General features: G+C 37.4%; 21 protein-coding genes and 1 rRNA gene. 11 read left to right on the forward strand and 11 right to left on the reverse strand.

The genetic code is table 11. The features are described from left to right. The 7 genes from rrf to ACLCDL_RS10270 form a co-directional block, all read left to right on the forward strand. A 5S ribosomal RNA gene (gene rrf / locus ACLCDL_RS10240) occupies positions 1 to 93 on the forward strand; the annotation flags it as partial. 143 nt (positions 94 to 236) lie between these two features. Continuing rightward, entirely contained in the window at positions 237 to 1,220 is a 984-nt protein-coding gene (locus ACLCDL_RS10245) for an acyl-ACP desaturase (RefSeq protein WP_423148197.1), read from the forward strand. 166 nt (positions 1,221 to 1,386) lie between these two features. Next, positions 1,387 to 1,923, forward strand: a complete 537-nt coding sequence (locus ACLCDL_RS10250) for a hypothetical protein (protein ID WP_423148198.1) — start codon at positions 1,387 to 1,389, stop codon at positions 1,921 to 1,923. Positions 1,924 to 2,030: 107 nt separating this feature from the next. Continuing rightward, positions 2,031 to 3,893 (forward strand): glycosyltransferase family 2 protein, encoded by a 1,863-nt coding sequence (locus tag ACLCDL_RS10255; protein WP_423148199.1) that lies wholly within the window; start codon positions 2,031 to 2,033, stop codon positions 3,891 to 3,893. A gap of 82 nt (positions 3,894 to 3,975) precedes the next feature. After that, complete coding sequence (locus tag ACLCDL_RS10260; protein WP_423148200.1) at positions 3,976 to 4,602, forward strand: DUF4142 domain-containing protein; 627 nt, start codon at positions 3,976 to 3,978, stop codon at positions 4,600 to 4,602. Between the two features lie 84 nt (positions 4,603 to 4,686). Then, positions 4,687 to 5,235: a hypothetical protein gene (locus ACLCDL_RS10265; RefSeq protein WP_423148201.1), complete on the forward strand. Its 549-nt coding sequence runs from the start codon at positions 4,687 to 4,689 to the stop codon at positions 5,233 to 5,235. Between the two features lie 95 nt (positions 5,236 to 5,330). Further along, positions 5,331 to 6,296, forward strand: coding sequence for an NAD(P)H-quinone oxidoreductase (locus ACLCDL_RS10270; protein WP_423148202.1), 966 nt, complete (start codon positions 5,331 to 5,333; stop codon positions 6,294 to 6,296). Between the two features lie 45 nt (positions 6,297 to 6,341). Here ACLCDL_RS10270 and ACLCDL_RS10275 read toward each other — a convergent pair whose 3' ends face one another. After that, entirely contained in the window at positions 6,342 to 7,241 is a 900-nt protein-coding gene (locus tag ACLCDL_RS10275) for a cation diffusion facilitator family transporter (RefSeq protein ID WP_423148203.1), read from the reverse strand. A gap of 146 nt (positions 7,242 to 7,387) precedes the next feature. On the opposite strand from ACLCDL_RS10275, the gene ACLCDL_RS10280 reads away from it, so the two are divergent. After that, positions 7,388 to 7,618, forward strand: coding sequence for a hypothetical protein (locus tag ACLCDL_RS10280; RefSeq protein ID WP_423148204.1), 231 nt, complete (start codon positions 7,388 to 7,390; stop codon positions 7,616 to 7,618). 100 nt (positions 7,619 to 7,718) lie between these two features. Then, complete coding sequence (locus ACLCDL_RS10285; RefSeq protein WP_423148205.1) at positions 7,719 to 8,840, forward strand: glycoside hydrolase family 26 protein; 1,122 nt, start codon at positions 7,719 to 7,721, stop codon at positions 8,838 to 8,840. A 42-nt stretch (positions 8,841 to 8,882) separates the two neighbouring features. Here the strand turns inward: ACLCDL_RS10285 and ACLCDL_RS10290 are convergent, their stop codons facing one another. The 5 genes from ACLCDL_RS10290 to ACLCDL_RS10310 form a co-directional block, all read right to left on the reverse strand. Next, positions 8,883 to 9,734 (reverse strand): 3-hydroxybutyryl-CoA dehydrogenase, encoded by an 852-nt coding sequence (locus ACLCDL_RS10290; RefSeq protein WP_423148206.1) that lies wholly within the window; start codon positions 9,732 to 9,734, stop codon positions 8,883 to 8,885. Beyond that, positions 9,731 to 10,345 carry a dethiobiotin synthase gene (bioD, locus tag ACLCDL_RS10295; protein WP_423148207.1) on the reverse strand — a complete coding sequence of 205 codons (615 nt, stop codon included), beginning with the start codon at positions 10,343 to 10,345 and terminating at the stop codon, positions 9,731 to 9,733. Before bioD ends, ACLCDL_RS10290 begins: the two co-directional genes overlap by 4 nt. Then, positions 10,342 to 11,466: an aminotransferase class I/II-fold pyridoxal phosphate-dependent enzyme gene (locus ACLCDL_RS10300; RefSeq protein WP_423148208.1), complete on the reverse strand. Its 1,125-nt coding sequence runs from the start codon at positions 11,464 to 11,466 to the stop codon at positions 10,342 to 10,344. The genes bioD and ACLCDL_RS10300 overlap by 4 nt, the downstream gene beginning before the upstream one ends. A gap of 72 nt (positions 11,467 to 11,538) precedes the next feature. Further along, on the reverse strand, positions 11,539 to 11,949 hold the full coding sequence (locus ACLCDL_RS10305; RefSeq protein WP_423148209.1) for a hypothetical protein: 411 nt from the start codon (positions 11,947 to 11,949) through the stop codon (positions 11,539 to 11,541). A gap of 158 nt (positions 11,950 to 12,107) precedes the next feature. Next, positions 12,108 to 12,887 carry an XRE family transcriptional regulator gene (locus ACLCDL_RS10310; protein WP_423148210.1) on the reverse strand — a complete coding sequence of 260 codons (780 nt, stop codon included), beginning with the start codon at positions 12,885 to 12,887 and terminating at the stop codon, positions 12,108 to 12,110. Positions 12,888 to 12,992: 105 nt separating this feature from the next. On the opposite strand from ACLCDL_RS10310, the gene ACLCDL_RS10315 reads away from it, so the two are divergent. Then, positions 12,993 to 13,337, forward strand: a complete 345-nt coding sequence (locus ACLCDL_RS10315) for a GIY-YIG nuclease family protein (protein WP_423148211.1) — start codon at positions 12,993 to 12,995, stop codon at positions 13,335 to 13,337. Positions 13,338 to 13,385: 48 nt separating this feature from the next. On the opposite strand, the gene ACLCDL_RS10320 is transcribed toward ACLCDL_RS10315, so the two are convergent. Beyond that, complete coding sequence (locus ACLCDL_RS10320; protein ID WP_423148212.1) at positions 13,386 to 16,577, reverse strand: tolB protein precursor; 3,192 nt, start codon at positions 16,575 to 16,577, stop codon at positions 13,386 to 13,388. Positions 16,578 to 16,658: 81 nt separating this feature from the next. Then, complete coding sequence (locus ACLCDL_RS10325; protein ID WP_423148213.1) at positions 16,659 to 19,109, reverse strand: penicillin-binding protein 1A; 2,451 nt, start codon at positions 19,107 to 19,109, stop codon at positions 16,659 to 16,661. Between the two features lie 78 nt (positions 19,110 to 19,187). Here ACLCDL_RS10325 and ACLCDL_RS10330 point away from each other — a divergent pair, with 78 nt between their 5' ends. Next, positions 19,188 to 20,066: a polyphosphate kinase 2 family protein gene (locus ACLCDL_RS10330; protein WP_423148214.1), complete on the forward strand. Its 879-nt coding sequence runs from the start codon at positions 19,188 to 19,190 to the stop codon at positions 20,064 to 20,066. Here the strand turns inward: ACLCDL_RS10330 and ACLCDL_RS10335 are convergent. From ACLCDL_RS10335 to ACLCDL_RS10345, 3 genes are read right to left on the reverse strand one after another with little or no spacing between them, the layout of a single operon-like run. After that, positions 20,063 to 20,854 carry an amidohydrolase gene (locus tag ACLCDL_RS10335; RefSeq protein ID WP_423148215.1) on the reverse strand — a complete coding sequence of 264 codons (792 nt, stop codon included), beginning with the start codon at positions 20,852 to 20,854 and terminating at the stop codon, positions 20,063 to 20,065. The two genes, ACLCDL_RS10330 and ACLCDL_RS10335, sit on opposite strands and share 4 nt — an antisense overlap. Before the next feature lie 24 nt (positions 20,855 to 20,878). Further along, positions 20,879 to 22,024: a methionine aminotransferase gene (locus ACLCDL_RS10340; protein WP_423148216.1), complete on the reverse strand. Its 1,146-nt coding sequence runs from the start codon at positions 22,022 to 22,024 to the stop codon at positions 20,879 to 20,881. A 48-nt stretch (positions 22,025 to 22,072) separates the two neighbouring features. Then, positions 22,073 to 22,639, reverse strand: a complete 567-nt coding sequence (locus ACLCDL_RS10345) for a 2'-5' RNA ligase family protein (RefSeq protein ID WP_423148217.1) — start codon at positions 22,637 to 22,639, stop codon at positions 22,073 to 22,075. Positions 22,640 to 22,667 lie beyond the last annotated feature (28 nt).

Below are 22,667 nucleotides of genomic sequence, written 5' to 3' on the forward strand. Positions count from 1 at the left end.
GTGTCCACCTCTTCCCATTCCGAACAGAGAAGTTAAGCCCGCCAGAGCCGATGGTACTGCGGTAACACGTGGGAGAGTAGGTCGGTGCCAAATTTTACTAAAACCCTCTGGTCTGGTAGATTAGAGGGTTTTTCTTTTATTGCAATTTTAAAACTTCTGTTTCTATACATCGTTTATTAATTACCTAGGCAAATACAGTCTTATTCTGTATCTTTGGCACACTTTAACAGCAACGCATGAATATCAGTTTTGGATCACGACGAGAAGTAATGAAGCATATTGAGAAATATATGCTTGAAAAAATGCATGATTACTTAAAGCCCATTGATACCAATTGGCAACCTTCAGATTTTTTGCCTGATTCAAGCCGTGATACTTTTTTTGAAGAAATAAAAGAACTACAGGAGAGTGCAAAAGGCCTTTCTTATGATTTGGTTGCTGTACTTATTGGTGATACCATAACGGAAGAAGCGCTACCCACTTATGAATCTTGGCTGGCTGCGGTTGAAGATGTTTCTAAAGACGAAGACGGCGGCTGGATGAAATGGTTAAGACATTGGACAGCCGAAGAAAACCGCCATGGTGACCTGCTTAACAAATATTTGTATCTATCCGGAAGAGTTGATATGCGCCAAATGGAAATATCAACACAATACCTTATAGCTGATGGTTTTGATATCGGAACCGACAGAGATCCTTACCGAAATTTTATTTATACAAGTTTTCAGGAATTAGCAACTAATATATCTCACCGAAGAGTGGCTTCTCTGGCTAAAAGAGATGGCGATGCCTTATTATCTAAAATGTGCGGAGTAATAGCCAGTGATGAAGCCAGACATGCTAAGGCTTATAAGGACTTTATATTACAGATCATTAAAGTAGATCCAAATGAAGTTTTGATTGCTTTTGAAGATATGATGCGAAAGAAAATAGTTATGCCTGCTCATTTTTTAAGAGAGTCCGGAACTAATATTGGACATACATTTGCACATTTTTCTGACGCTGCTCAACGCCTGGGTGTATATACTGCTCTTGATTATGTAGAAATAATGCAACAGCTTATTAAAGATTGGCAGATTGAAAGTTTGCGTGAATTGAATGAAACCGGCGAAAAGGCCCGCGATTATTTAATGAAATTGCCAGACAGACTTATCCGTATTGCTGAAAGAATTAAAAACCCTTCTTTAGAGTATAAGTTCAGCTGGATACAGGGAATGTAAATTCTCTTAAGGTTAGTTGACATAGTAGTTTTCCATAGTTGCTAATAATCTGATGTTTTTTGGCAGTACGCTATTCCATTTATAAACTTGTGTTTTCTTCTTTCTTTTTAGAAGCATGCAACTTTTTTAAGGTAAAGCCGTAAAGGATTTATTTTAAAGAAATAACATGAAAAAACTTCTGCTTTCCTTAACCTTATCCTTTACTTATTTTGTAGTAAGCGCCCAGATTAAAGCACCATGGACTACATTTTATCAGCAAATATACGGTACTGAAAAAGAGTATATCAGCCAGGTGGCTATAAGGGACAATAAAGGCTATGAACTTTATCACCTTATCGGATATAAATCTTATTATACAAACGGACCTTTGAGCTTCTTACAAGAAAATAACATGACTTTGAAATCTGTAAGAGAAGCAAAAGGGAAAATGACGTACGCTTTAATTTGTACAGATAAAAATAATAAGTATGGAAAAGTTAATATGACCTGCTGGCTTGATAAAGATGATCGAATCATCAAAGCTCAATTTTCCGGTAATTCTAAAATAATGAAACAATTTTTCTCCAAATACTGGCCTTCTGCACCAGAACAAGATTATAGCCAGAAACCGGGTAACTCTACTATTGAGGAAAAAATATTTGAAAAGGAGAAAATCACTTTTACTGACAGAGGTAAAAAATCTTTAGTAGAAATATCACGATAGTTCCACTTTAATAGCTGTTATTATCTCTGGATGTTATAAAACCTCGTTCTATATTTATTGTTATGATAGGAGTTGCTTAGTTAATACTAACTAATAAACCCTTATTCATGAACAAAATTTATCGGCAAGAAGGCATATCCATTATAATGCCTGTATATAATCAGGCTTCTTTCATAACCAGAGCAATTGAAAGTTTAAAATTACAGGAATTTCAGCAATGGGAACTTTTATTGATCAACGACGGTTCAACAGATAATCTGATCGAAGTTATTGAGTATTACCGCACGGATGAAAAAATTCGTTATTTCGATAATCATATAAATTGTGGTCTTGGAGCAAGTTTAAACAAGGGTATTGAGAATGCTAAATATGATTATATAGCTTATTTGCCTGCAGACGATTTGTATTATAAAAACCATCTGCAAACTTTATACAACGCATTTCAGGAAGATAAAAATGCTGTTCTTGCATGTTCAGGAATTAAACATCATTATAACAGAACGGCCAAAACTTTTACTGAAGGATATCCAATGCAGCTTGTTCAGGTTATGCATAGAAAAACAGAAGACAGATGGATTGAACGTGATGAACTTGTAACGGATGATTTAAACAGGATGTTCTGGTCAAAATTAAAAGATAAAGGAACTTTTATTTATACAGAGGAGATTTCCTCTGAGTGGGTTGACCACCCAAATCAGCGACATAAAATAATTCAGGAGCCTGTAGGAGGGATTAATCCTTACAGGCTTTATTACAAAGTAAAACAACCATTACGATATCATAGCACCATTGGTAATTTTATTGATGAAGTAAGTTATTTTAAAAATTTTCGTAACCGAAAATCAACCCCTTTTGCTAAGAACGGACTTAAAATACTGCTGGTTGGAGAGTTAGCTTATAATTCTGAACGGGTTCTGGCATTAGAAGAGCAGGGACATAAATTATATGGCTTATGGATGAAGGACCCCTACTGGTATAATAGTGTAGGGCCTTTACCCTTTGGCCATGTTGAAGATATTGCTGTTGAAAATTGGGAAAACAGAGTAAAGGAAATAAAACCAGATGTCATTTATGCACTTTTGAATTGGCAGGCTGTACCATTCGCTCATCAGGTTTTGCAAAAAAATCCAGGAATTCCTTTTGTGTGGCACTTTAAAGAAGGTCCTTTTATTTGCCTGGAAAAAGGGACCTGGAACGAGCTGATTGATTTATATTCAAAATCTGACGGCCAGATTTATTCAAGTCCCGAAATGAGAGACTGGTTCCTTCAGTTTGTTCCTTCAAATCCTGAAACGACTCTGATTCTTGATGGAGATCTTCCTAAGAAAGAATGGTTTAAAGCAGAAAAATCGACCTTGCTTTCAGAATACGACGGTGAAATACATACAGTAGTTCCCGGAAGGCCTATTGGTTTACATCCTCACACTGTAGCTGAATTAGCGGATCAGAAAATTCACGTGCATTTTTATGGCGATTTTACCCACGGACAATGGAAGCAGTGGATTCTAAAAACTCAGTCTATGGCTCCGGGCTATCTTCACATCCATTCAAATGTTACGCAGGAAAACTGGGTGAAGGAGTTTTCCCAGTATGATGCAGGATGGCTGCATTTTTTCCAGAGCGAAAATGGGGGTGAATTAATGCGTGCAAACTGGGATGACCTGAATTATCCTGCCCGTATGGCAACATTAGCTGTAGCTGGTCTTCCTATGCTGCAGCGTGACAATACAGGCCATCTTGTTGCAACACAATCCTTGATCCGCGAATTAGATATGGGAATTTTCTTTAATTCCATGGAAGAATTAAGCATACAGCTACGGGACAAAGAAAAAATGCAGCAGCTTCGGGAAAACGTGTGGAGTAAAAGAGCATTATTCTCGTTTGATTATCATTCAAAAGCTCTGTCCGGCTTTTTTAAAAAGGTGATAGACAGGAAACATTATTCTGAAACTCCCAAAGCTATTGCTTAGTAAGATACTTCCTTCTTTTAAAATTTATTAAACCCCTTAAGCTGCTGGTTGTTTAATTAATACACCTCTTATGTTTAGTGCTATGAAGAACCTTAATAAATTGTTCTTATTACCTTGTATGCTTTTGTTTTTTTCAAAAGTACAAGCTCAACATAATTCAACCGATACAACCGGCAGCAAAAATTCAACTGCTGTAAGTTCTACATCTTCTTCCAATCCTTCTCAAACTAACACAGAAGTAAGTGTTATCTCGCCTGATACTTCAGCTACTCTGTTTGTAGTTAAGGCTGCCATGAGCGGAAAAAAAGAGGTTGCGTTAGGGAAAACAGCTCAGCAAAAAGCTAAGAATCAATTAATAAGAGATTTTGCCTCCCGCATGGTGAAAGATCATACCGACGCTAATAATGAGCTTGAAAAAATAGCTGCAAAAAAAAGTATTAATATTCCCGCTTCTCTTGCCGGAAAGTCTGAAAATTTAATCTCAAAAAAGGGAATAGAGTTTGATAAAGCGTATATAAATGCAATGCTTAGCGATCATGAAAAAGCAGTAGCGCTGTTTCAGCAAGCTGCAAATGAAGTTCAAGACCCTGATTTAAAAGCGTTTGCTACAAAAACTCTTCCTGTCTTAAAAGAACATCTTGATATGGCTAAATCCCTGGCCGAAAGGTTAAAAGAGGGAAACCTTTCGGGAATGTCAATATCTCATTAAAAATTTAATATTAAATCTTTCCAATATCTTTTATGTAGAATCTTTACTCCAAGAAATCTAATTATTTACCATAAAACCTAAAGTATGCAGCAAGTTGTTTTGTTTAGCAGTGACTTTGAAAAGGAGTCGGCTGAAAATCTTAAAAGAGAACTGGAAAAGAACAAAGAAAATCAAGAAAAAGAGAGGAAAACAGTTTATGAGCCTATCGAAGCTGATTTTTCCGAACCGACAACAAAATTAAAAGACATCCTTGAACGCTATAAAGGAATAAATTTAGGATTGCCTGAAGAATGGTTCCACAACAGCGATCGGGTAGAAGTAAATATTATTCAGAAGAATATCCGTATTAAAGGCGACCCTGGGTTGTTGCTGTTGATGCCTAAACAGGGTACGCCACTCAGATTAATTGTTAATGATGATTTTTCCAAAAGTCAGGTGCTTACCCTTTATTTTATCACTAATTTGAATTTTGGTGATCCTGCTAATGTGCACTCCCTGGAACAAATGTGCGATCAGAAGATTGTTCAAATAAAAGGAAACATCGATCTGCTCAATGCTGAATTTGAAAAATATAATCAGCAGCATCAAAATGCAGTTTCACAGGAAAGCTCCAGTAATCCTGTCTATTCATAATATTTTTAATGCTGAATATAAAAGGAGAAGCCGGAGAGGTTTCTCCTTTTTAATTAATAAGTTTAGAATCTAAATTTTACCCGGGACTTTTACTTATGAAGGCAATAGTTATTTCCGAAAAAGGAGGTCCGGAAGTATTAAAATTACAGGAAGTTCCGGTACCGGTTCCGTTAGAAAATGAAGTGTTAATTAAAATAAAAGCGGCTGGCGTTAACAGGAGCGATATTCTTTCAAGAAGCAGTAAATCATACAGTTCAGAGGCTCTGGAAATACCTGGGCTTGAAATTTCTGGTATTGTTACCGCGACTGGTAATGCTGTTAAAAGGTGGAAAACCGGCGATCAAGTGTGCGCCCTGATAGTGGGTGGTGGGTATGCAGAATATAAGGCAATTGATGAACGCCTCTGCCTTCCTGTTCCTGCCGGGCTTAGTTTAGCTGAAGCTGCATCTCTGCCTGAAACAATTTTTACAGTATGGTTTAATGTTTTTAAAATCTGCGGTTTTAAGGCAGGAGAGAACTTTTTAGTTCATGGAGGCAGCAGTGGAATAGGGGTGGCAGCAATCCAGATGGTAGTTGCTATGGGTGGAACAGCTTATGCTACAGCAGGAACAGAAGAAAAATGTACTTTTTGTGAAAAATTAGGAGCCCGCAAAGCGATTAATTATAAGAATAAAGATTTTGAAGAGGAATTAAAGGAAGTAGGTATTGATGTAATACTGGATATGACGGGTGGAGAAAATACACTAAAAAATCTACGGATTATGAAGCAGAATGGCCGGATTTCATTTATTAATGCAATGATAGGAAGTAAGTCTGAAATAGATATCCGTTTTATAATGAGTAAACAATTGCAGATAACAGGAAGCATGCTAAAACCGCAGAAAGCAGACTTTAAAGCCGGGCTTGCTTTTGAAGTTGAAAAATATATCTGGCCATTAATAAGTAATGGTAAGATTAAGCCAATAATATATAAAACCTTTAAACTTGAAGAGGCGGCAGAAGCTCATCAGCTAATGGAAAGCAGTAAACATATCGGCAAAATTTTATTAACAACGGACTAAAAGTGAGTAAAGTTAGTTTTTGATAAGAGAAAAATCAGGCAGCCGTTAAGCAGATTCAGGTTCAATAAATATTTGTTTAATAGAAGGGAAGTGGGTTTTTATTAACTCTTTAATATCATCTGCTGCCTGCGTTATTTCCTTTCCCTGCAAATCCTGTTTGAAAATCACCTTTAAAACCAGAAATATCTCTTCGGGCGAAAGGTACATGGATAAAGGAGGAAAAACTTTTTCTACCGCCGGATTGTGTTCTGTTAATTTTATTACGTCAGCTAGTGTTTGTTTATCAGCGCTTTCACCCATCAGTAAACTTCTGCTTTCCCTGGCCAGCATAATTGCGATAGATGCAAGTATAAAGCCAATTACAATTGATGCAATTCCGTCAAAAAGAGGATCGTTGAAACGATGCCCTAAATAAACACCCAAAAAAGCAACTATTAAACCCAGCACATCAGCTGCATCTTCAAATAAAACAACAAAAGTAGACGGATCTTTACTCTTCTTTACTGCTTTCCAAAAAGGGGTGCTTCCCCGTTGCCTTTTAAATTCTTTTAAAGCCGTAATAAATGAAAATCCATCCAAAACGATTGCAATACCTAAAACAATATAATTCCAATGCGGATCTTCAATTTTCGCAGGATGCTGGATATGCGAAACTCCCTCATAAAAAGAAATACCTCCGCCTATAGCAAAAATTAAAATTGAAACAATAAAAGCCCAGAAATATAATTCTTTGCCATAGCCGAAAGGCCTGTTTTCATCCGCTGTTTTTTTACTCCTTTTTATTCCATATAAAAGCAGGATTTCATTGGCTGAATCAACAACAGAATGTATCCCTTCGGATATCATCGCCGAACTTCCTGTTACACCTGCTGCTATGAATTTTGTAACCGCAATGGCAATATTTGCAAATAGAGCACTATAAAGAGGTATTTTGGAAGCAGGCATAGTAAAAAAATCTTTCTTGTAATAGGTAACTGCTCAACAAAGAAATTGTTGGTATTGCTTTCATATCCTTCATCCGCTTAGTAAAAGCACATTAATAAAAACAGGTTTCTATACAAAAATGTTAACCAATAAAGTAAGAATGCCTTATGGAACAGCAGTATCCTCTTGAGTTTACTTTAGAAGATGGAACTCAGGTTTTAGTAAATAAAACAGGAACGCACACATTCGAATTCACTTTAGAAACAGAAGATACTCCTGTCCGTCACTTTACCTATATACAGGATCAACGATCTAAATCAGAAGTGGAAGAAGGTTTGGATTTTGGCGAACTTGATGTATTGCGCCGTTTCTGGCTTGAAACAGAAGATATTCTTTAAATTATTACTTACAGTTTCAAAAATAAAGAAACCATCGTTCATATAAATTTTAACCTATTTATTACTTTGCACCAAAATTAGAAATCAGTGCATGTATTCAATGAATAGGAAATTAATATTATCAGTTGTTTTTACCGTACTTTCAACAAGTTTTACATTTGCTCAAAAGAAACTAACAGATGCTTCTGCTACTACCGAAACAAAAGCATTGTTTAGAAATTTAGATAAATTATCAGAAAAGCATACCCTGTTTGGGCATCAGCATGCAACAGAATATGGTCATGGATGGACAGGAGATGAAGATCGATCGGATGTAAAATCTGTTACCGGATCTCATCCCGCAGTAATCGGAGTAGATTTTAGCGGTTTTACCGGGAAAACGCCCGAAGCTGTTGAAAAAGCTAAGGAGGAGGTTCGCAAAACGGTTATTGATACCTATAACAGGGGAGGTATAATTACTGCTGCATGGCATTTTTCAAATCCTCTTTCAGATGGCGGTTTTTACTGGAAAGACTCTGTTTCTTTTCCTGCTGTAAGGTGTCTTATTCCCGGAGGAGGAGCTCATGAAAAATATAAAGAAATTTTAAAAGAAATAGCGGACTGGGCACATACTGTTAAAGGTGCTGACGGTAAATTAGTTCCGGTAATATTCAGGCCCTTCCATGAGTTTGACGGCGATTGGTTTTGGTGGGGTAAATCTCATTGTACTAAAGAGGAATTTGTTTCTTTATGGCGATTTACCGTTTCTTATCTGCGGGATTCATTGGGCGTTCATAATTTTATATATGCATTTTCTCCGGATAATAGATTTCAGAGCGAGGAAGAATACTTGCAACGGTATCCGGGTAACGAGTGGGTTGATATGGTTGGGATTGATAATTACGGCGATATGGGCAGAGACAATAGTTACAATACAGATGCCGCAATTAAAAAGCTGAAGATAGTATCTGATTATGCAAAAAAAGCTGGAAAGCTGGCCGCATTTACAGAAACAGGCCTGGAATCAATTCCCAATCCTACCTGGTGGACTGAAACTCTTTTAAAAGTGATGAAAACTCCGGGATTGAAACTTTCTTATGTTTTAGTATGGCGAAATGATAGCCAGAGTCCTACTCACTTTTATGCTCCTTTTCCAGGTCAGGCAAGTGTACCCGATTTTATGAAATTTTATCAGGATCCATATACTTTGTTTGAGAAGGATTTACACCATATTTATAAGTAAAATTATAAAAGGGATACTTGAACAAAGCGTCCCTTACTTGTTTTAGTGGGAGTAATTGTAAAACCCCGCTCCTGATTTTACACCTATTTTTCCGGCGTTTACCATATTAACTAAAAGCGGGCAAGGGGCGTATTTGGGATTTTTAAACCCATCATATAAAACATTTAAAATAGAAAGACACACGTCCAGGCCAATAAAGTCAGCTAATTGCAGAGGACCCATTGGGTGGGCCATCCCCAGTTTCATTACCGTGTCGATTTCTTCTGCACCTGCAACTCTTTCGTATAAAGCGTAAATAGCTTCATTGATCATTGGCATCAGAATCCGGTTTGCCACAAAGCCGGGATAATCATTAACCTCAACAGGAACCTTTTCTATTTTTTTAGATAATTCCATTATCGTGTTTGTAACTTCATCGGAAGTTGCAAAACCCCTTATTACTTCTACCAGTTTCATTACCGGAACCGGATTCATAAAGTGCATTCCAATTACTTTATCAGCCCGGTTTGTTACCGCAGCCAGCTGAGTGATAGAAATGGAAGATGTGTTTGAAGCGAGAATCGTTTCTGGTTTGCAAAATGCATTCAGGTTTTTGAATATTTCTGATTTTAGCGCTGCATTTTCCGTGGCCGCTTCAATTACCAAATCTGCGTTTTCAACACCTTTTTTCAAATCAGTATAAGTGCATATTCTCTCTAAAAGCTGTTTTTTCTCATCTTCGTTTAACGTTCCTTTTGAAATTTGCCTGTCGGTATTTTTACTGATGACGAACAGTGCTTTCTGCAGGGCATCTTCTGAAATATCAACTAAAGAAACCGGATGTCCATATTGAGCGAATGTATGAGCAATTCCATTCCCCATAGTACCGGAACCAATAACTGCTATTGTTTTCATGCATTTAGCTTTATTTCTGAGGCCAGCTTTTTTATAGTTTCTTTATTAAAAATATCAATTTCAGGAATATGAATAACTGATTTTACCGGAGAATAGTTTATAATGAAGCTTTCAGAGTATGTGTCTGTGTTTCCGTTAAATAGTAAAGCTTTTATTGGAATATTGTTTCTCTTCAATACTTCTATCGATAATAACGTATGATTAATACTTCCAAGGTAATTTCTTGATACTAAAACCACTTCAGCATCTAATTTTTTAATAAGATCAAGCATCAATTCGGTGTTATTGAGAGGTACCATCAAGCCTCCTGCACCTTCTATAATTAGCTGGTTATCGGTTGGGGGAATTGCAATATTACCGAGGTTAATTTGAATTCCATCCAGATCAGCTGATTTATGCGGAGAAAAGGGTTGAGTTAAGCGGTATGCTTCTGGATAAAACCGAGTTTTAGTATTGCTAACCAGCTCTTTTACTTTGTCAGTATCAGTATATTCGAGGTCGCCGGACTGAACCGGTTTCCAATAATCTGCCTCCAGGCTTTCGGTTAGTATGGCAGAAACGATAGTTTTACCTATGCCGGTATCAATTCCTGTTATAAATATGGGTCTCATAAATTCTCTTTTAAATGGTGGGCAAGCTGTTTTATCTCTTCGTCAGAATTAAAGGTATGAAGACAAATCCTTAACCTTTCTTTTCCTTTGGCAACGGTTGGATGCAGTATCGGTCTGACATTAAAGTTTTTGTGTTGCAAAATTTCTGCCACTCGCCTTGCTTCATTGTTTCCTGGAATTACCAGGCATTGAACAGGGGAGTTGCTTTTAATAAATCGATTTGAAATTGATTGAGTTTGTTCTTTAAATAAATCAATTTTTTCTTTTAAAATTTTCTGATGATTTTGTTGCTGAAGAAACTTGTACGCACACTTTACACTCAGGTAACTGTGAAACGCAGAAGCTGTTGAATAAATAAACGGGCGGGAAAAATTAATGAGGTATTCTCTTAGTGTATCACATCCTAAAACTATTGCCCCATGCACTCCTAAAGCTTTGCCAAAGGTTATAATTCGTGCAAAAACTTTGTCTTGTAAATTATTTGCAGCTACCAGTCCCCGTCCATTTTCTCCGAAAATTCCCGTTGCATGAGCCTCGTCCACAATTAAGGCAGTCTGATATTTATCAGCCAGTTCCGCAATTTCTTGTAAGGGTGCTTCATCGCCATCCATAGAATAAATACTTTCAACAGCGATATAGGTTTTTCCGGCAGCTGCTTTTAATTTTTGTTCCAGACTGTTCAGGTCGTTGTGTTTAAAGGAATAGCGGTTGGCATGACTAAGCCGAATGCCATCAATAACAGAAGCATGAATAAGCTCGTCTGTTATTACTGTATCGCATTTTTGAGGTAAAGAGGAAAATAAACCGAGGTTGGCATCATAACCGGAATTAAAAATCAGGCCGGATTCTGCCTCGTGGAACTGTGCTATTTCTTTTTCAAGGTTTTCCAGGAATATGCTGTTCCCGGATATAAGCCTGGAACCGGTAGATCCGATAGGTGCATCGGGAAATTCTATAAAAGCAGTTTCTATTTGTTCTTTTAATTCTTTTGATCGGGCGAAGCCAAGATAATCATTCGAACAAAAGTCAATGGAGTTGTTTTTTGAAGATAAGGATCGAAAAGAACCTTCAAGTCTCCTTGCATTTAGCCGTTCAGCAATAAAATCCTTACTATTTTTCAAGGGATTGATTTGCCGCTAAAATAAAAAAAGCGACCCGAATATTCGAGCCGCTTCAACCATTAATCACAAAACTTATATTTTATCCCCTTTTTCTTTATGATCTTTACGGAATCCGTCTCTTCTATGTTTAAACTGTTCCTGGCGTTGTTTTTTCATATCTTCGTATTCCTTTTTTTGTTTGTCGTTCAGGATACTATTGATCTTATCTTCATTTTTTTTCATTAGAGCTCTTCGGTCTACCATTTTTTCCCGGGCCTCTTTTGCTTCCTGTCTGAATTGTTCAGCCTGTTTTGCCTGTTCAAGATTGATAGCATATATTTTTTCCTGTTGATCTTTCGTAAGCGATAGTTTTTCTGTCAGCATCTCTGTTTTTTTCTTAGCCCGTTCTTCCGGATTGATTTTTTGTTTCGCTGTAGTATCCTGAGCCATTCCTAAACTTACCAGTCCAAGAAATAAAGTGGCTGTAAATAATAACTTTTTCATTTTCGTTTTATTTTAGAAGATAGACTTCTTCTCAGAGAAGAGGTTTAAACAGGAGACTTGTTAAAAAATGTTAAGATGAAAATAGTTGTTAGGAGAGCAACAGTAATTCCCTCTCCTTAAAAAGAAGAGGGTTAGTGAGAAGTTCAGTCAGAAAAACGCTAATTGTTATTATTCTGTTGAAGTTTTGCTATCGATTTTTGCATTTGCGACATCATGGATGTAAGGCTTTCCATGGTTGGTTCCGGTGAAGGTTCGGGGAAAGACGTTGAAATATATGCTTTGGCTTTCCAAACCTCCAGGAGGTCTTCGGGTGCAATTGTATAAGCTTCGTAAACGGGATTATCTGAGATTAATTTTAAACCCTTATTATCTTTAAAACGATTACCGGCTCTTTTATATACTATACCATCGCTTTTGCTTATAAAAATGTAAGTTTCGCCGGGTTTTATATCATTCCAGCTTTCCATGTATTCTCCGATAACAATAGTTCCAGACTGTAAAGGAAGCATAGAATCTCCTTTTATTTCAAAAGCCCGGTAAGTACCGTGTTTAAACATAGGTAATTGAAACTTGGGTAATTCGCTTACAAATTCAGGGTCAGCATATCCATTCAAATAACCTGCGCTTGCTTTTACCGGAACAAGCTCAATATTTTCACGGTCATCTTTATCTACAGAAATACTTAAAATACGGATATTCGAGCCATCGCTTTTTGGCTTTGGTTTCCAGTTTTCGGTTATCTTTTCATTTACGAATTCATCCATGCTCAGTTCAAAAAAGTCTGCGAACTTTTTTAGTAATTCGTATTTTGGTTCTGCACGGTCTTCTTCATAAGCGCCAATAAGGGAACGCTTAATTTCCATAGCATCAGCAAATTGCTGTTGTGTCAGCCCTTTTTTCTTCCGCAGGGATTTTAAATTAAAAGAGATATTACTCATGATAAAAAAATTTGCATATACTAAAAGTATTAGTAAGTTTGTGCTTATAAAATTAGCAAATAATTTTAAACATATATAAAAAATATTAATTAAAGCTGATACAGTATGAAGAAGTATGTTTTTATAATTACCGATTGCAACCGCAGCACTTTGCAGGTTGGTACCAGTTCTGACCTTCTTGGCACTATGAAGTTTTACAGGAAAATGCCTCACCTGGTTTTTGACAGTACGCAACAATTTACCAGGCTGGTATATTTTGAGGAGCTAAATTCGGAAGAGGCGGTAAGACAACGTTTTAATGTTATCAGTAAATTTACCAGAGCCCAAAAGGAAAAATTAATACGAAGCGTAAATCCGGACTGGGTAGATTTAACGGTAGGGCTTGACTTTGAACAGATAATTCTTAATGGCAATGTGCCTTCTACTATTTCACTTCTGCCTGTGAGATAAAAAAAGCCGTCTGATGTCTCAGACGGCTAAAGCAATTTTTGTTTTATACTACCAGCCTGGAGCAAAAGTTAAACCAAATACACCAAGACTTACATCTTTTCTCTGGAAAGGAATAGCGTAATAAGGTTCAAGAACAAAGTAGCCAAAAACATTTACGCGTAAAGAAATTCCGGCACTCATAGCTGGAACACGTTCGTAAACAGGTTGGGTTCCGAAGGGATTTTCCTGTGTAGGGTCTGTTCCTGGTACAAGTAATCGAGGTTCTGATCTAAATACTACTTTATCGCTGCTATTGTAAGCTAATCCGATGTCAAAAAAGGCATTGAGGTCAGAGAATAAAAATTTTGATTTTATTGAGGCTAATTTTTCAGGGCCTGTAAAAGGAAGCCTGATTTCAAAATTGGCAACAGCTACATTACTTCCAACCAATTGATTAATGTTAAACCCTGGTTGATATAAACCTCCTGTTTTATAAAATGAATTATATTCATAACCGCGTATAAGGGTAGGATAGCCAACAAACTGCTGGGCAAAGTAAGCATCCTGGTCTCTTCCAAAAGAAGTATTGCTGTAAACTCTACCTGCTAATGTAATCGGTTTTATCCGTTGGTATTTCCTTAAATCAACCAGGAAATTACCTATATGAAAGTCTCCCAGTATATTATTTACACCTACACGATACCGGAAACCATTTAAAGGGCTGGTAACTCCAAAAAACGAATTATCGCCAACAAAAGCGGCATCTAATCCTACTATTTTAAATTTTTCAAAATTATATCCGATACGATTATAATATTGGTTCGCCTCTTTAAGAGAAACTTTATTGCGATCTGCACCCTCATAGCCGATAATATTATTAGCTTCGTCTAAAGCGTAGTATTGGCTAAATCGGTCGATTCGATAGGAATACATTGCTGCTGAAGTTCCAACTTCAAAGCGATGGATACGGGAAAAGGGGTAGGCTGCAAATAACTGAACTCTTTCTTCAAAGTTCCTTATTATGTCGTAGCTGTCGCGATACCGGCTTCTCGTATTTCCATTTTCGTCAGTTGGAATCGTTTCTTTCTCGCTGGATAAAAATGCCTGGATATATGGGATGTGAGAAACGCCTATTCCCCAGTTAATTCTGCTTTGCTGATTAATATAAGCTACCTGCCCGCCGAAGTCATAAATTTCTCCATTAATAGCTGCTGCGGCATAAATCTGGTTTCTGCCTAAAATATCACTAAAAATTCCCTGAATTCCGCTTTGAAGGCCCGCTCCAAATCTTCCCACTGAAGCACCTACGCCGTTCCCGGAAAGATAATCCAGCTTAAATTGAGGTTTGTAAGCAACGGTTTTTATAGAATCTGTGGGAATAGTTTCAAATCGTTCAAAATTAGTCAGGTTCGCGTTAATAATATCCACTCCTACAGATACCGGTGGAGGTAACGTAGCCGCGTCAAAATTTACAGCTTCCGGATCAACTTCCTTAGGTATGAACTGATCGGCTTTGGCTTTGTAAATAGTATAACGCTGCGAACGGTAATATGAATACAAAATGTCACCTGTACGTGAAACACTTAAAGCAGGAGAGTATTCAGTAATTCCACTGATTCCTGTAAAATAATCAGTCAGTTGCTCTACTTTTCCCCCGTTAATTGTATAACGGTATAAGTTTCTAAATCCATCCCGGTTAGAAAGAAAGTAAATCTGTGAATTATCAGGTGAGAACTGGGGATTCAGGTTATTAGCTCCATTAAATACCTTAATATCGGTTATGGCTTTGGTGGATAAATCCATAGTAGCCAAATTAAATGGGATATTTACACTTTTTATGGCATTATCGAAGGTAGTGCGGTCAGAACTGAACACTAACTGTTTTCCGTCAGATGAGAAGTAAGGCTGATAGTCTGAATATTTATCGTTCGTGAGCCGGGTAAGGTTTTTTGTTCTGAGATTGTAGAGGTATAAGTCACTTTGTCCTTCTTTCAATCCTGTAAATGCAATATCTTCTCCGTTTGGCGACCAGCTAAGATTACTGAATTCTCCTATATCTTTTACTGCTTCCGTTGTCACTGTACGGCCGTTTGTTACGTCCACAATAAGGAGTTTATTTCTTCCCTTACTGAAGATACTGAAAGCAAACTTCTTACTATCCGGAGACCACGCACCGGCTGATTCAATAAAGCTAAACTCCTCTATATGCGTATTTGTAGCTTTGCTCCCCAGATTTTTCAATACCTTTCCCGTTTGTGCATCAGCCAGGAACAAGTCTATCGAGAAAAGTTCTTTTTCTGAAAGAAAGGCAATATACTTACCATCAGGCGAAATAGCCGGAGCAACATTCATGTCGCCGCCATTTTTGTTATCAATAATTTTTGTACCTATCGGTACTTGCGCCGTATCTTTTAAGTAAGGTCGATAAGCATTTTCAATGCTGGTCTTCCATAAGTTTGAAAGTGTTCTTTCGTCATATCCAAACGTTCTTCTGATGGCCATTTCGTAGCCATATTTCGCGGTAGCCTTAAAAAACGGAACAATGATTGTATCTCCGTACGTAGAACCGATGTACGACCAGAAGGCTTCACCGTACCGGTATGGAAAATATTTGTTACTGGTTGTAAGGTCTTTTAATGACGGAATATCTTTGTTAAGGTAGGCATCACGCATCCACATAGCAGTAAACGCGTCTACTTTACCAATAGACAAGTATTCAGCCATACCTTCTACCATCCATAAAGGAAGATTGCCTATGTTTTCCAGATTGGTTGAATCGCCTTCAATTAAAGAATGGTATTGAAATGCGTGTACTAATTCGTGCCCTAATACGTGTCTTGTTTGCTGAGCTATCTCCATAACGGGCATTATTACACGGTTTTTCATCCCTTCAGTAACACCGCCGGTTCCTACGCTGATGTCTCCCTGAAGAGCTGTGGTTTGCTGGAATTCGGGGTGGTTGGCATACAGAATTATAGGATTTTTTTTGGAAAATGTGTCCCGGAAAACCTGCTGGTGCAGATCATACCAGACTTCGCTTTCTTTTAGAAACCGTTTTATAAAGTCTTCATTCTTCAGATAATAATACAACTCAAAATGTGGGGTCTGATGAACCTTAAACTTAAGGTTCTTGTAGCGTACCTTATTCTGACCGAAGTATTGAGCCTGTGCCGAACTCGGTAATACTGATGTGAGAAGGAGGCAAATGATAAACCCTATCCATTTATTGGCGGATTTTTTATATAGTATAAATTCTTTCATATATATGTCTGAATTATATTTATCTACGTTTTTAGTTTTGAGAATGATACAAACTGGTTTTCATATAAGTGTGAAAAACTATTAATTGTTTTCCTGCTCCCTTCTTCTCCGTCGCTCTTCCCTTCGTTGCTCCCTGCGCAATTTTTTTTCGTTAACTTCTGCGGGCTGTTGATTCTTTTGAGGCTGTGGCACAGCAGTTTTCGGTGCTGTTTTTTGTTCAGGAACCAATATCTCTTCAGGTAATATCATTTCATTTGTTTCAACCGAATCCTGAACGGCTAAAGAATCAATAGCTGTACTGTCAACAGTTGCTGTATCTACTCTGTAACGTGGGGTAGGGCAGTTATACTCTCTGTTAATTTCTACTCCCGGTTTAGGAAATGGGCCGTATGTGTATCCCGATGAAGGATCGTGATATACTTTCTCCATAAACTTTCCAAAAATTGGAAGGGCGGTATGAGCACCTTCACCTGTTCCTGAAGTTCGGAAGTGAATGCTACGGTCATCACAACCAACCCACACGCCTGTAACGAGGTCTTTAGTAATACCCATATACCATCCATCTACGTAATCAGATGATGTACCGGTTTTACCTCCAATCTGATTCCCTTTTTTCCAAAGATCCCATTCCCACAAAGATTGTGAAGTTCCTTCAGGTTCCTCCATGCCGCCTCTGAACATATACAACATCAGCCACGCAATTTCTTCGGAAATTGCCCGCTCTGTTTTTGCCGTAAATGTTTCGATGGTATTGCCATCATGGTCGGTAATTCGTTTAACAAGTATCGGATCTGTTTTAACACCTTTGTTTAAAAAGGTTCCGTATGCTTTAACCATCTCAAAAACGGATACATCGTTTGATCCTAAGCTTACGGAAGGAACAGCCTCTAAATGGCTTTCTATACCGCATTTATGAGCAAATTTAACTACATTATCCCAGCCAACTTTTTCGGTAACCTGCGCTGTTATTGAATTAACGGATTTCGCCATGGCCCACCGTAACGACATTTCTCTTCCCGTAAAATAAAAATCGGCGTTTTTAGGCTCCCATAGTTTGGTCTCACCTTTTTCCTGGTATTCAATTCTTACCGGTTTATCTGTAAACTTATCGCAGGGACTCATGCCGGTCTCTAATGCAGTAAGATACGCGAATGGCTTAAAAGTAGAACCAGCCTGCCGTTTCGCCTGGTTAACATGGTCATATTTAAAATGTTTAAAATCAATACCCCCAACCCAAACTTTTATTTCACCGTTAAACGGATCCAGTGTCATCATACCAGTATTGAGCATTTTAGCATAGTATGCAAGCGAATCCATTGTAGAAAAGGTTACCTCTTTATCGCCGTTCCATGAAAAAACCTTCATTTTTTTAGGTTTGTTCAGGTAATAGTTTATCGAGTCTTCCTCATTGTTGTATTTTTGTTTCAGATAGCTGTAGTAGGGCAAATGCTGCGCTGCCTTTTCTAAAAAGTTCGGAATTATGTTTCCCTCAGAATCTCTCCATGGTTTTTCATTTCCCCAAACATTATTGAAACGTTGCTGCAAAATTTTCATTTGCGAAGCAACAGCCTCTTCTGCATATTTCTGAAGCTTCGAATCAATGGTGGTATAAATCTTCAAGCCGTCTTCGTACAGGTTATATCCGTTCTTTTCGGCCCAGTCGTCTAAATAACGGGCAACTGCAGACCGAATGTAGGAATCGTCCTGGGTTTCTTCCTCTATATTTCCAAGTGTTAATTTTATGGGCCTGGCAGCACTTTCTTTATATTCCTGAGGCGTAATAAAGTTATATTTCTCCATTTGCGAAAGAACTACATTTCTTCTTTCCAGCGCTTTTTGAGGATTTTTTTGAGGATTGTATGTAGTAGTAGCTTTAAGCATACCAACCAGCATGGCAGCCTCCTCCAGCTTTAGCTGATCAGGTTCTTCGTTGAAATATAGTTTTGATGCTGTTTTTATACCAAAAGTGTTATTTCCAAACGGCACTGTGTTCAGGTACATGGTTAAGATATCTTCTTTGCTGTACTGTTTTTCAAGTTTCAGAGCCGTCATCCACTCCTTTAGTTTATATATTATTGTCCGGATACCTGGAATATGTTTTATTAAGCCCTGCGATTTATTGTTTCGGGTGGCATATAAGTTTTTTGCTAATTGTTGTGTTATTGTACTTGCGCCGCGTTTGTCGCCTGTTGCTGTAGATACTGTACTGGAAATCAGAGAAGTTAAATCAATTCCGCTGTGCTTAAAAAATCGAACATCTTCTGTTGCAACCAGGGCATTTATTACTTTGGGCGAAATCTTGTTGTATTCTACCGGACTTCTGTTTTCTTTAAAATATCTCCCAATCAATTTGCCATCAGCGGTATAAACTTCTGATGCGATACGCATGGCCGGTGTTTTAATGTCTTTTATAGTGGGTGAATATCCAAATAATCCTAAGAAATTAATTTCCAGTGCACAGAAGAAAATAATGATGAAATATAGAAGAATGACGAAGTAACGGAGCGGTTTAATTTTGATTTCGTTAAACATATATGAATATCAGCAAAAACAGTTGTATAGGATTTTGTTGTTGTAATTTAAATAAAACTTGTAAAAATAACTTTTAAGATGGAATCAATTCGTAAAATGTTTGAGATTACGGAAAATACTAAAATAGCTGTTTCAGATTATGATAGTGATTATAGCGGACAATATAACAAAGAAAACTCGAAAGAGATTTTGAATGATTTTAAGGAAGAACTGAAAGACCTTCAGGAAAAATTATTTGCCACTAAACCCAACGCCGTTCTTATCATTTTACAGGCTATGGATGCAGCCGGAAAAGACAGTGCTATTGAACATGTAATGGGGGGTATAAACCCGATGGGATGTAAAGTGCATAGTTTTAAACAGCCAACGCAGCTTGAGTTGGAACATGATTTTTTGTGGAGACATTACATAGCTTTACCCGAAAGGGGAATAATTGGAATACATAACCGATCGCATTACGAAAATGTACTGGTTTGTAAAGTGCATCCCGAACTGGTGCTTCAGGAAGCTGTTAATTCCTATAAAACTGTGGAAGACATTCCTGCCGACTTTTGGGAGAAACGCTACGAAAGTATCCGGAACTTTGAAAAACACCTGGTAAACAACGGAACACTGATCCTGAAATTTTTTCTGCATGTTTCTAAAAAAGAGCAGAAGGAGCGTTTCCTGGAAAGAATTGAAGATCCGGCTAAGAACTGGAAATTTTCTGCGGGAGATTTAGAGGAAAGAAAACACTGGAAAGATTACATGGAAGCGTATGAAAAAGCTATTTCAGAAACTGCTACAAAAGATGCTCCCTGGTATATTATTCCTGCTGACAAAAAATGGTTTGCCCGGATTGCCATCATCAGTATTTTAGTGGAGAAAATGAAAACCCTTGATCTTAACTTTCCACGCTTATCTGAAAAAGAAGAAGATGAACTTAAAGAATGTAAAAGATCTTTGCTTGATGATTAAGTCTTTACTTTTTCTGTAATTTTAAAGGTGTCCGCATCGCGTAAAAACGGATAAATTCTCCTGGCTTTAGCTACTTCTTCTTTTGAAATAGAAAAGGTGTAAAGATCTTCATCATTGGGTTTATAATAAACCGTGTTGCCGTTAGGATCAATGCACATAGAATCTCCGGAATGGTAAACCTCATTTCCATCGTGACCCACCCGGTTTACAGCCACTACAAAACATTGATTTTCTACTGCTCTCGCGGGTATAAGTGTTCTCCAGTGCTGCGAGCGGCGTTCGGGCCAGCTTGCAACAACTAATAGCATATCGTAATAAGGTTCTGTATTTCTTAGCCAAACCGGGAAACGGAGGTCATAGCAAATTGCAGGGCATATTTTCCATCCGTTTAATTCAACAATCAGCCGCTTGTTTCCAGCAGTATAGGTTTCATCTTCTTTCCCCAGCCCGAATAAATGTCTCTTATCGTATTTTTCAAAAGTACCGTCAGGCCTCATCCAGATCAGGCGATTATAACAATTGCCTTTTTCTTTAATTATAAGACTCCCGGTAATAACACAATCAAATTTTACAGCCTGGTCATGCATCCATTGCATGGTGGCTTGGTTCATTTCTTCAGCAAGTTCAGAAACGTTCATGGTAAAACCCGTCGAAAACATTTCCGGTAACACAATCAAGTCGGTTTTTTCGCGGATAGAAGAAAGCCTTAACGCGAGGTTTTTAAGATTTTTTTCCCTGTTTTCCCAGAAAAGATATGCTTGAAATGTAGTGATCTTTAAAGTGCTCATATTACAGTTAAAGTAATAATTAAATTATACTCTCATTAATCGCTCAATTGCCCTTTCTAATGTCTCCTGTTTTTTAGCGAAACAAAATCTTATAACTCCAAAATCTGTCCCTTTAGTATAAAAGGCAGAAACCGGAATCGGGGCAATACCAAATTCTTTGGTAAGCCGTTTACAAAAATCGGTGTCATTTTCCTCAGAAATATCCGCATAGCTTACCGTTTGAAAATACGAACCTTCACAAGGTAAAAGATTAAACTTTGTTTCTTTCATTAAATCTCTAAAAAAATCTCTTTTTTGCTGATAAAATGAAGTTATATGCTGGTAGTAAGTGGTATCTTTCAGAAACTCAGCGATGGCATATTGCATCGGAGTATTTACACTGAACACATTAAACTGATGCACTTTTCTAAACTCTTTCATTAAAAAAGAAGGAGCAATGCAATAACCAAGTTTCCAACCCGTGTTATGAAGTAGTTTTCCGAATGAAGCACATATAAAACTACGTTCCCTTAGTTCAGGATATTTTGCCATACTTAAATGAGGTTTATCATCATAAATAAGATGCTCATAAACTTCGTCACTCAGAATAATAATATCTGTTCCTCTTGTTATAGATATCAGCTCTTTAATATCTTCCTCTTTAATAATTGTTCCCGTTGGATTTTTAGGGGAATTTACAATGATCATACGGGTATTAACTGTAATCAGCTTTTTAAGCATTGACCAGTCAATTTTATAATCAGGAGGATTTAGTTCAAAAGGTTTAACAATTCCGCCTAATAAACGAATGGTAGCAGCATAGGAATCGTATGAAGGATCAAAAATGACGACCTCGTCATTGGATTGGATGATTGCTGCCATCGCTGTAAAAAGAGCTTGTGTTCCGCCAGCAGTAATTGTAACATCAGACGCAGCAATATAATCAGACTGATGAGCCACATTTACTTTATCAGCTACAATTTCCTGTAAAGCAGGTAATCCCGCCATAGGAGCGTACTGATTTTTTCCTTCCCGCATAAACCGGTCAACCAGGTCAATCAGCTGCGGATCACAATCAAAATCAGGAAAGCCCTGAGACAAATTTATGGCGTTGGATTTTTCAGCCAACTGTGACATTACGGTAAAAATTGTTGTGGCCGTTTTAGGCAGCTTGGAAGTTAAATTAATCATCAGGGCTAAAATAATATTAAAAGAGACAATTGCCGTTTTATCTTGATATTAAAACAAAGAGAGCAAGGCAGGTTTGCATAAAGGAAATTCTTTGAAAGAGTCCCATTTTTTTCCATTGTGTTTTAAAAGTGAAAAATGGGTAACGGTAAAAGACCGTTTAAATTTCCGGTTCTTAAAATCTTCCCATATTAAAGGAAATACGTGTGGGGGAATATCTCGATAAGCAATAGTTACATGGGGTTTAAAAGTGTTTTTACTTTTAATTTCTTCCTCCTCCATTTTATTTTTTGAGTAAATGTATGTTATCTCTTTTTGAAGTGCCGATAAATGCGTATTTTTTTCTACACGGATAAAAAGTGTTTTAATATCGAAAGAATCAAAATTTTCCAGATTTATATTAAATGGCTCATGATTGCTTGCTGTTTGTCTAAGTATCTTTATAAGTAGTTCTTCCTTTGATGAATCAATATGTAGAGGCTTGAAAAGGGTAATATGAACCGGAGGTTTTAGTCCGGCTTTCAATCCGAATTTTTCGGCGCATTCTTGTCTGATCTCATCAATTTGAATAGCGAGTTGTTCGGGTGGAAGAATAGCTGTAAGATATAAGTTTTTCATGGTTTACTTTTGCTAATAAAATTAGTAA

Origin of the sequence: Rubrilithobacter danxiaensis, from assembly GCF_047272945.1 — a bacterium.
Lineage (GTDB): Bacteria > Bacteroidota > Bacteroidia > Sphingobacteriales > Sphingobacteriaceae > Rubrolithibacter > Rubrolithibacter danxiaensis.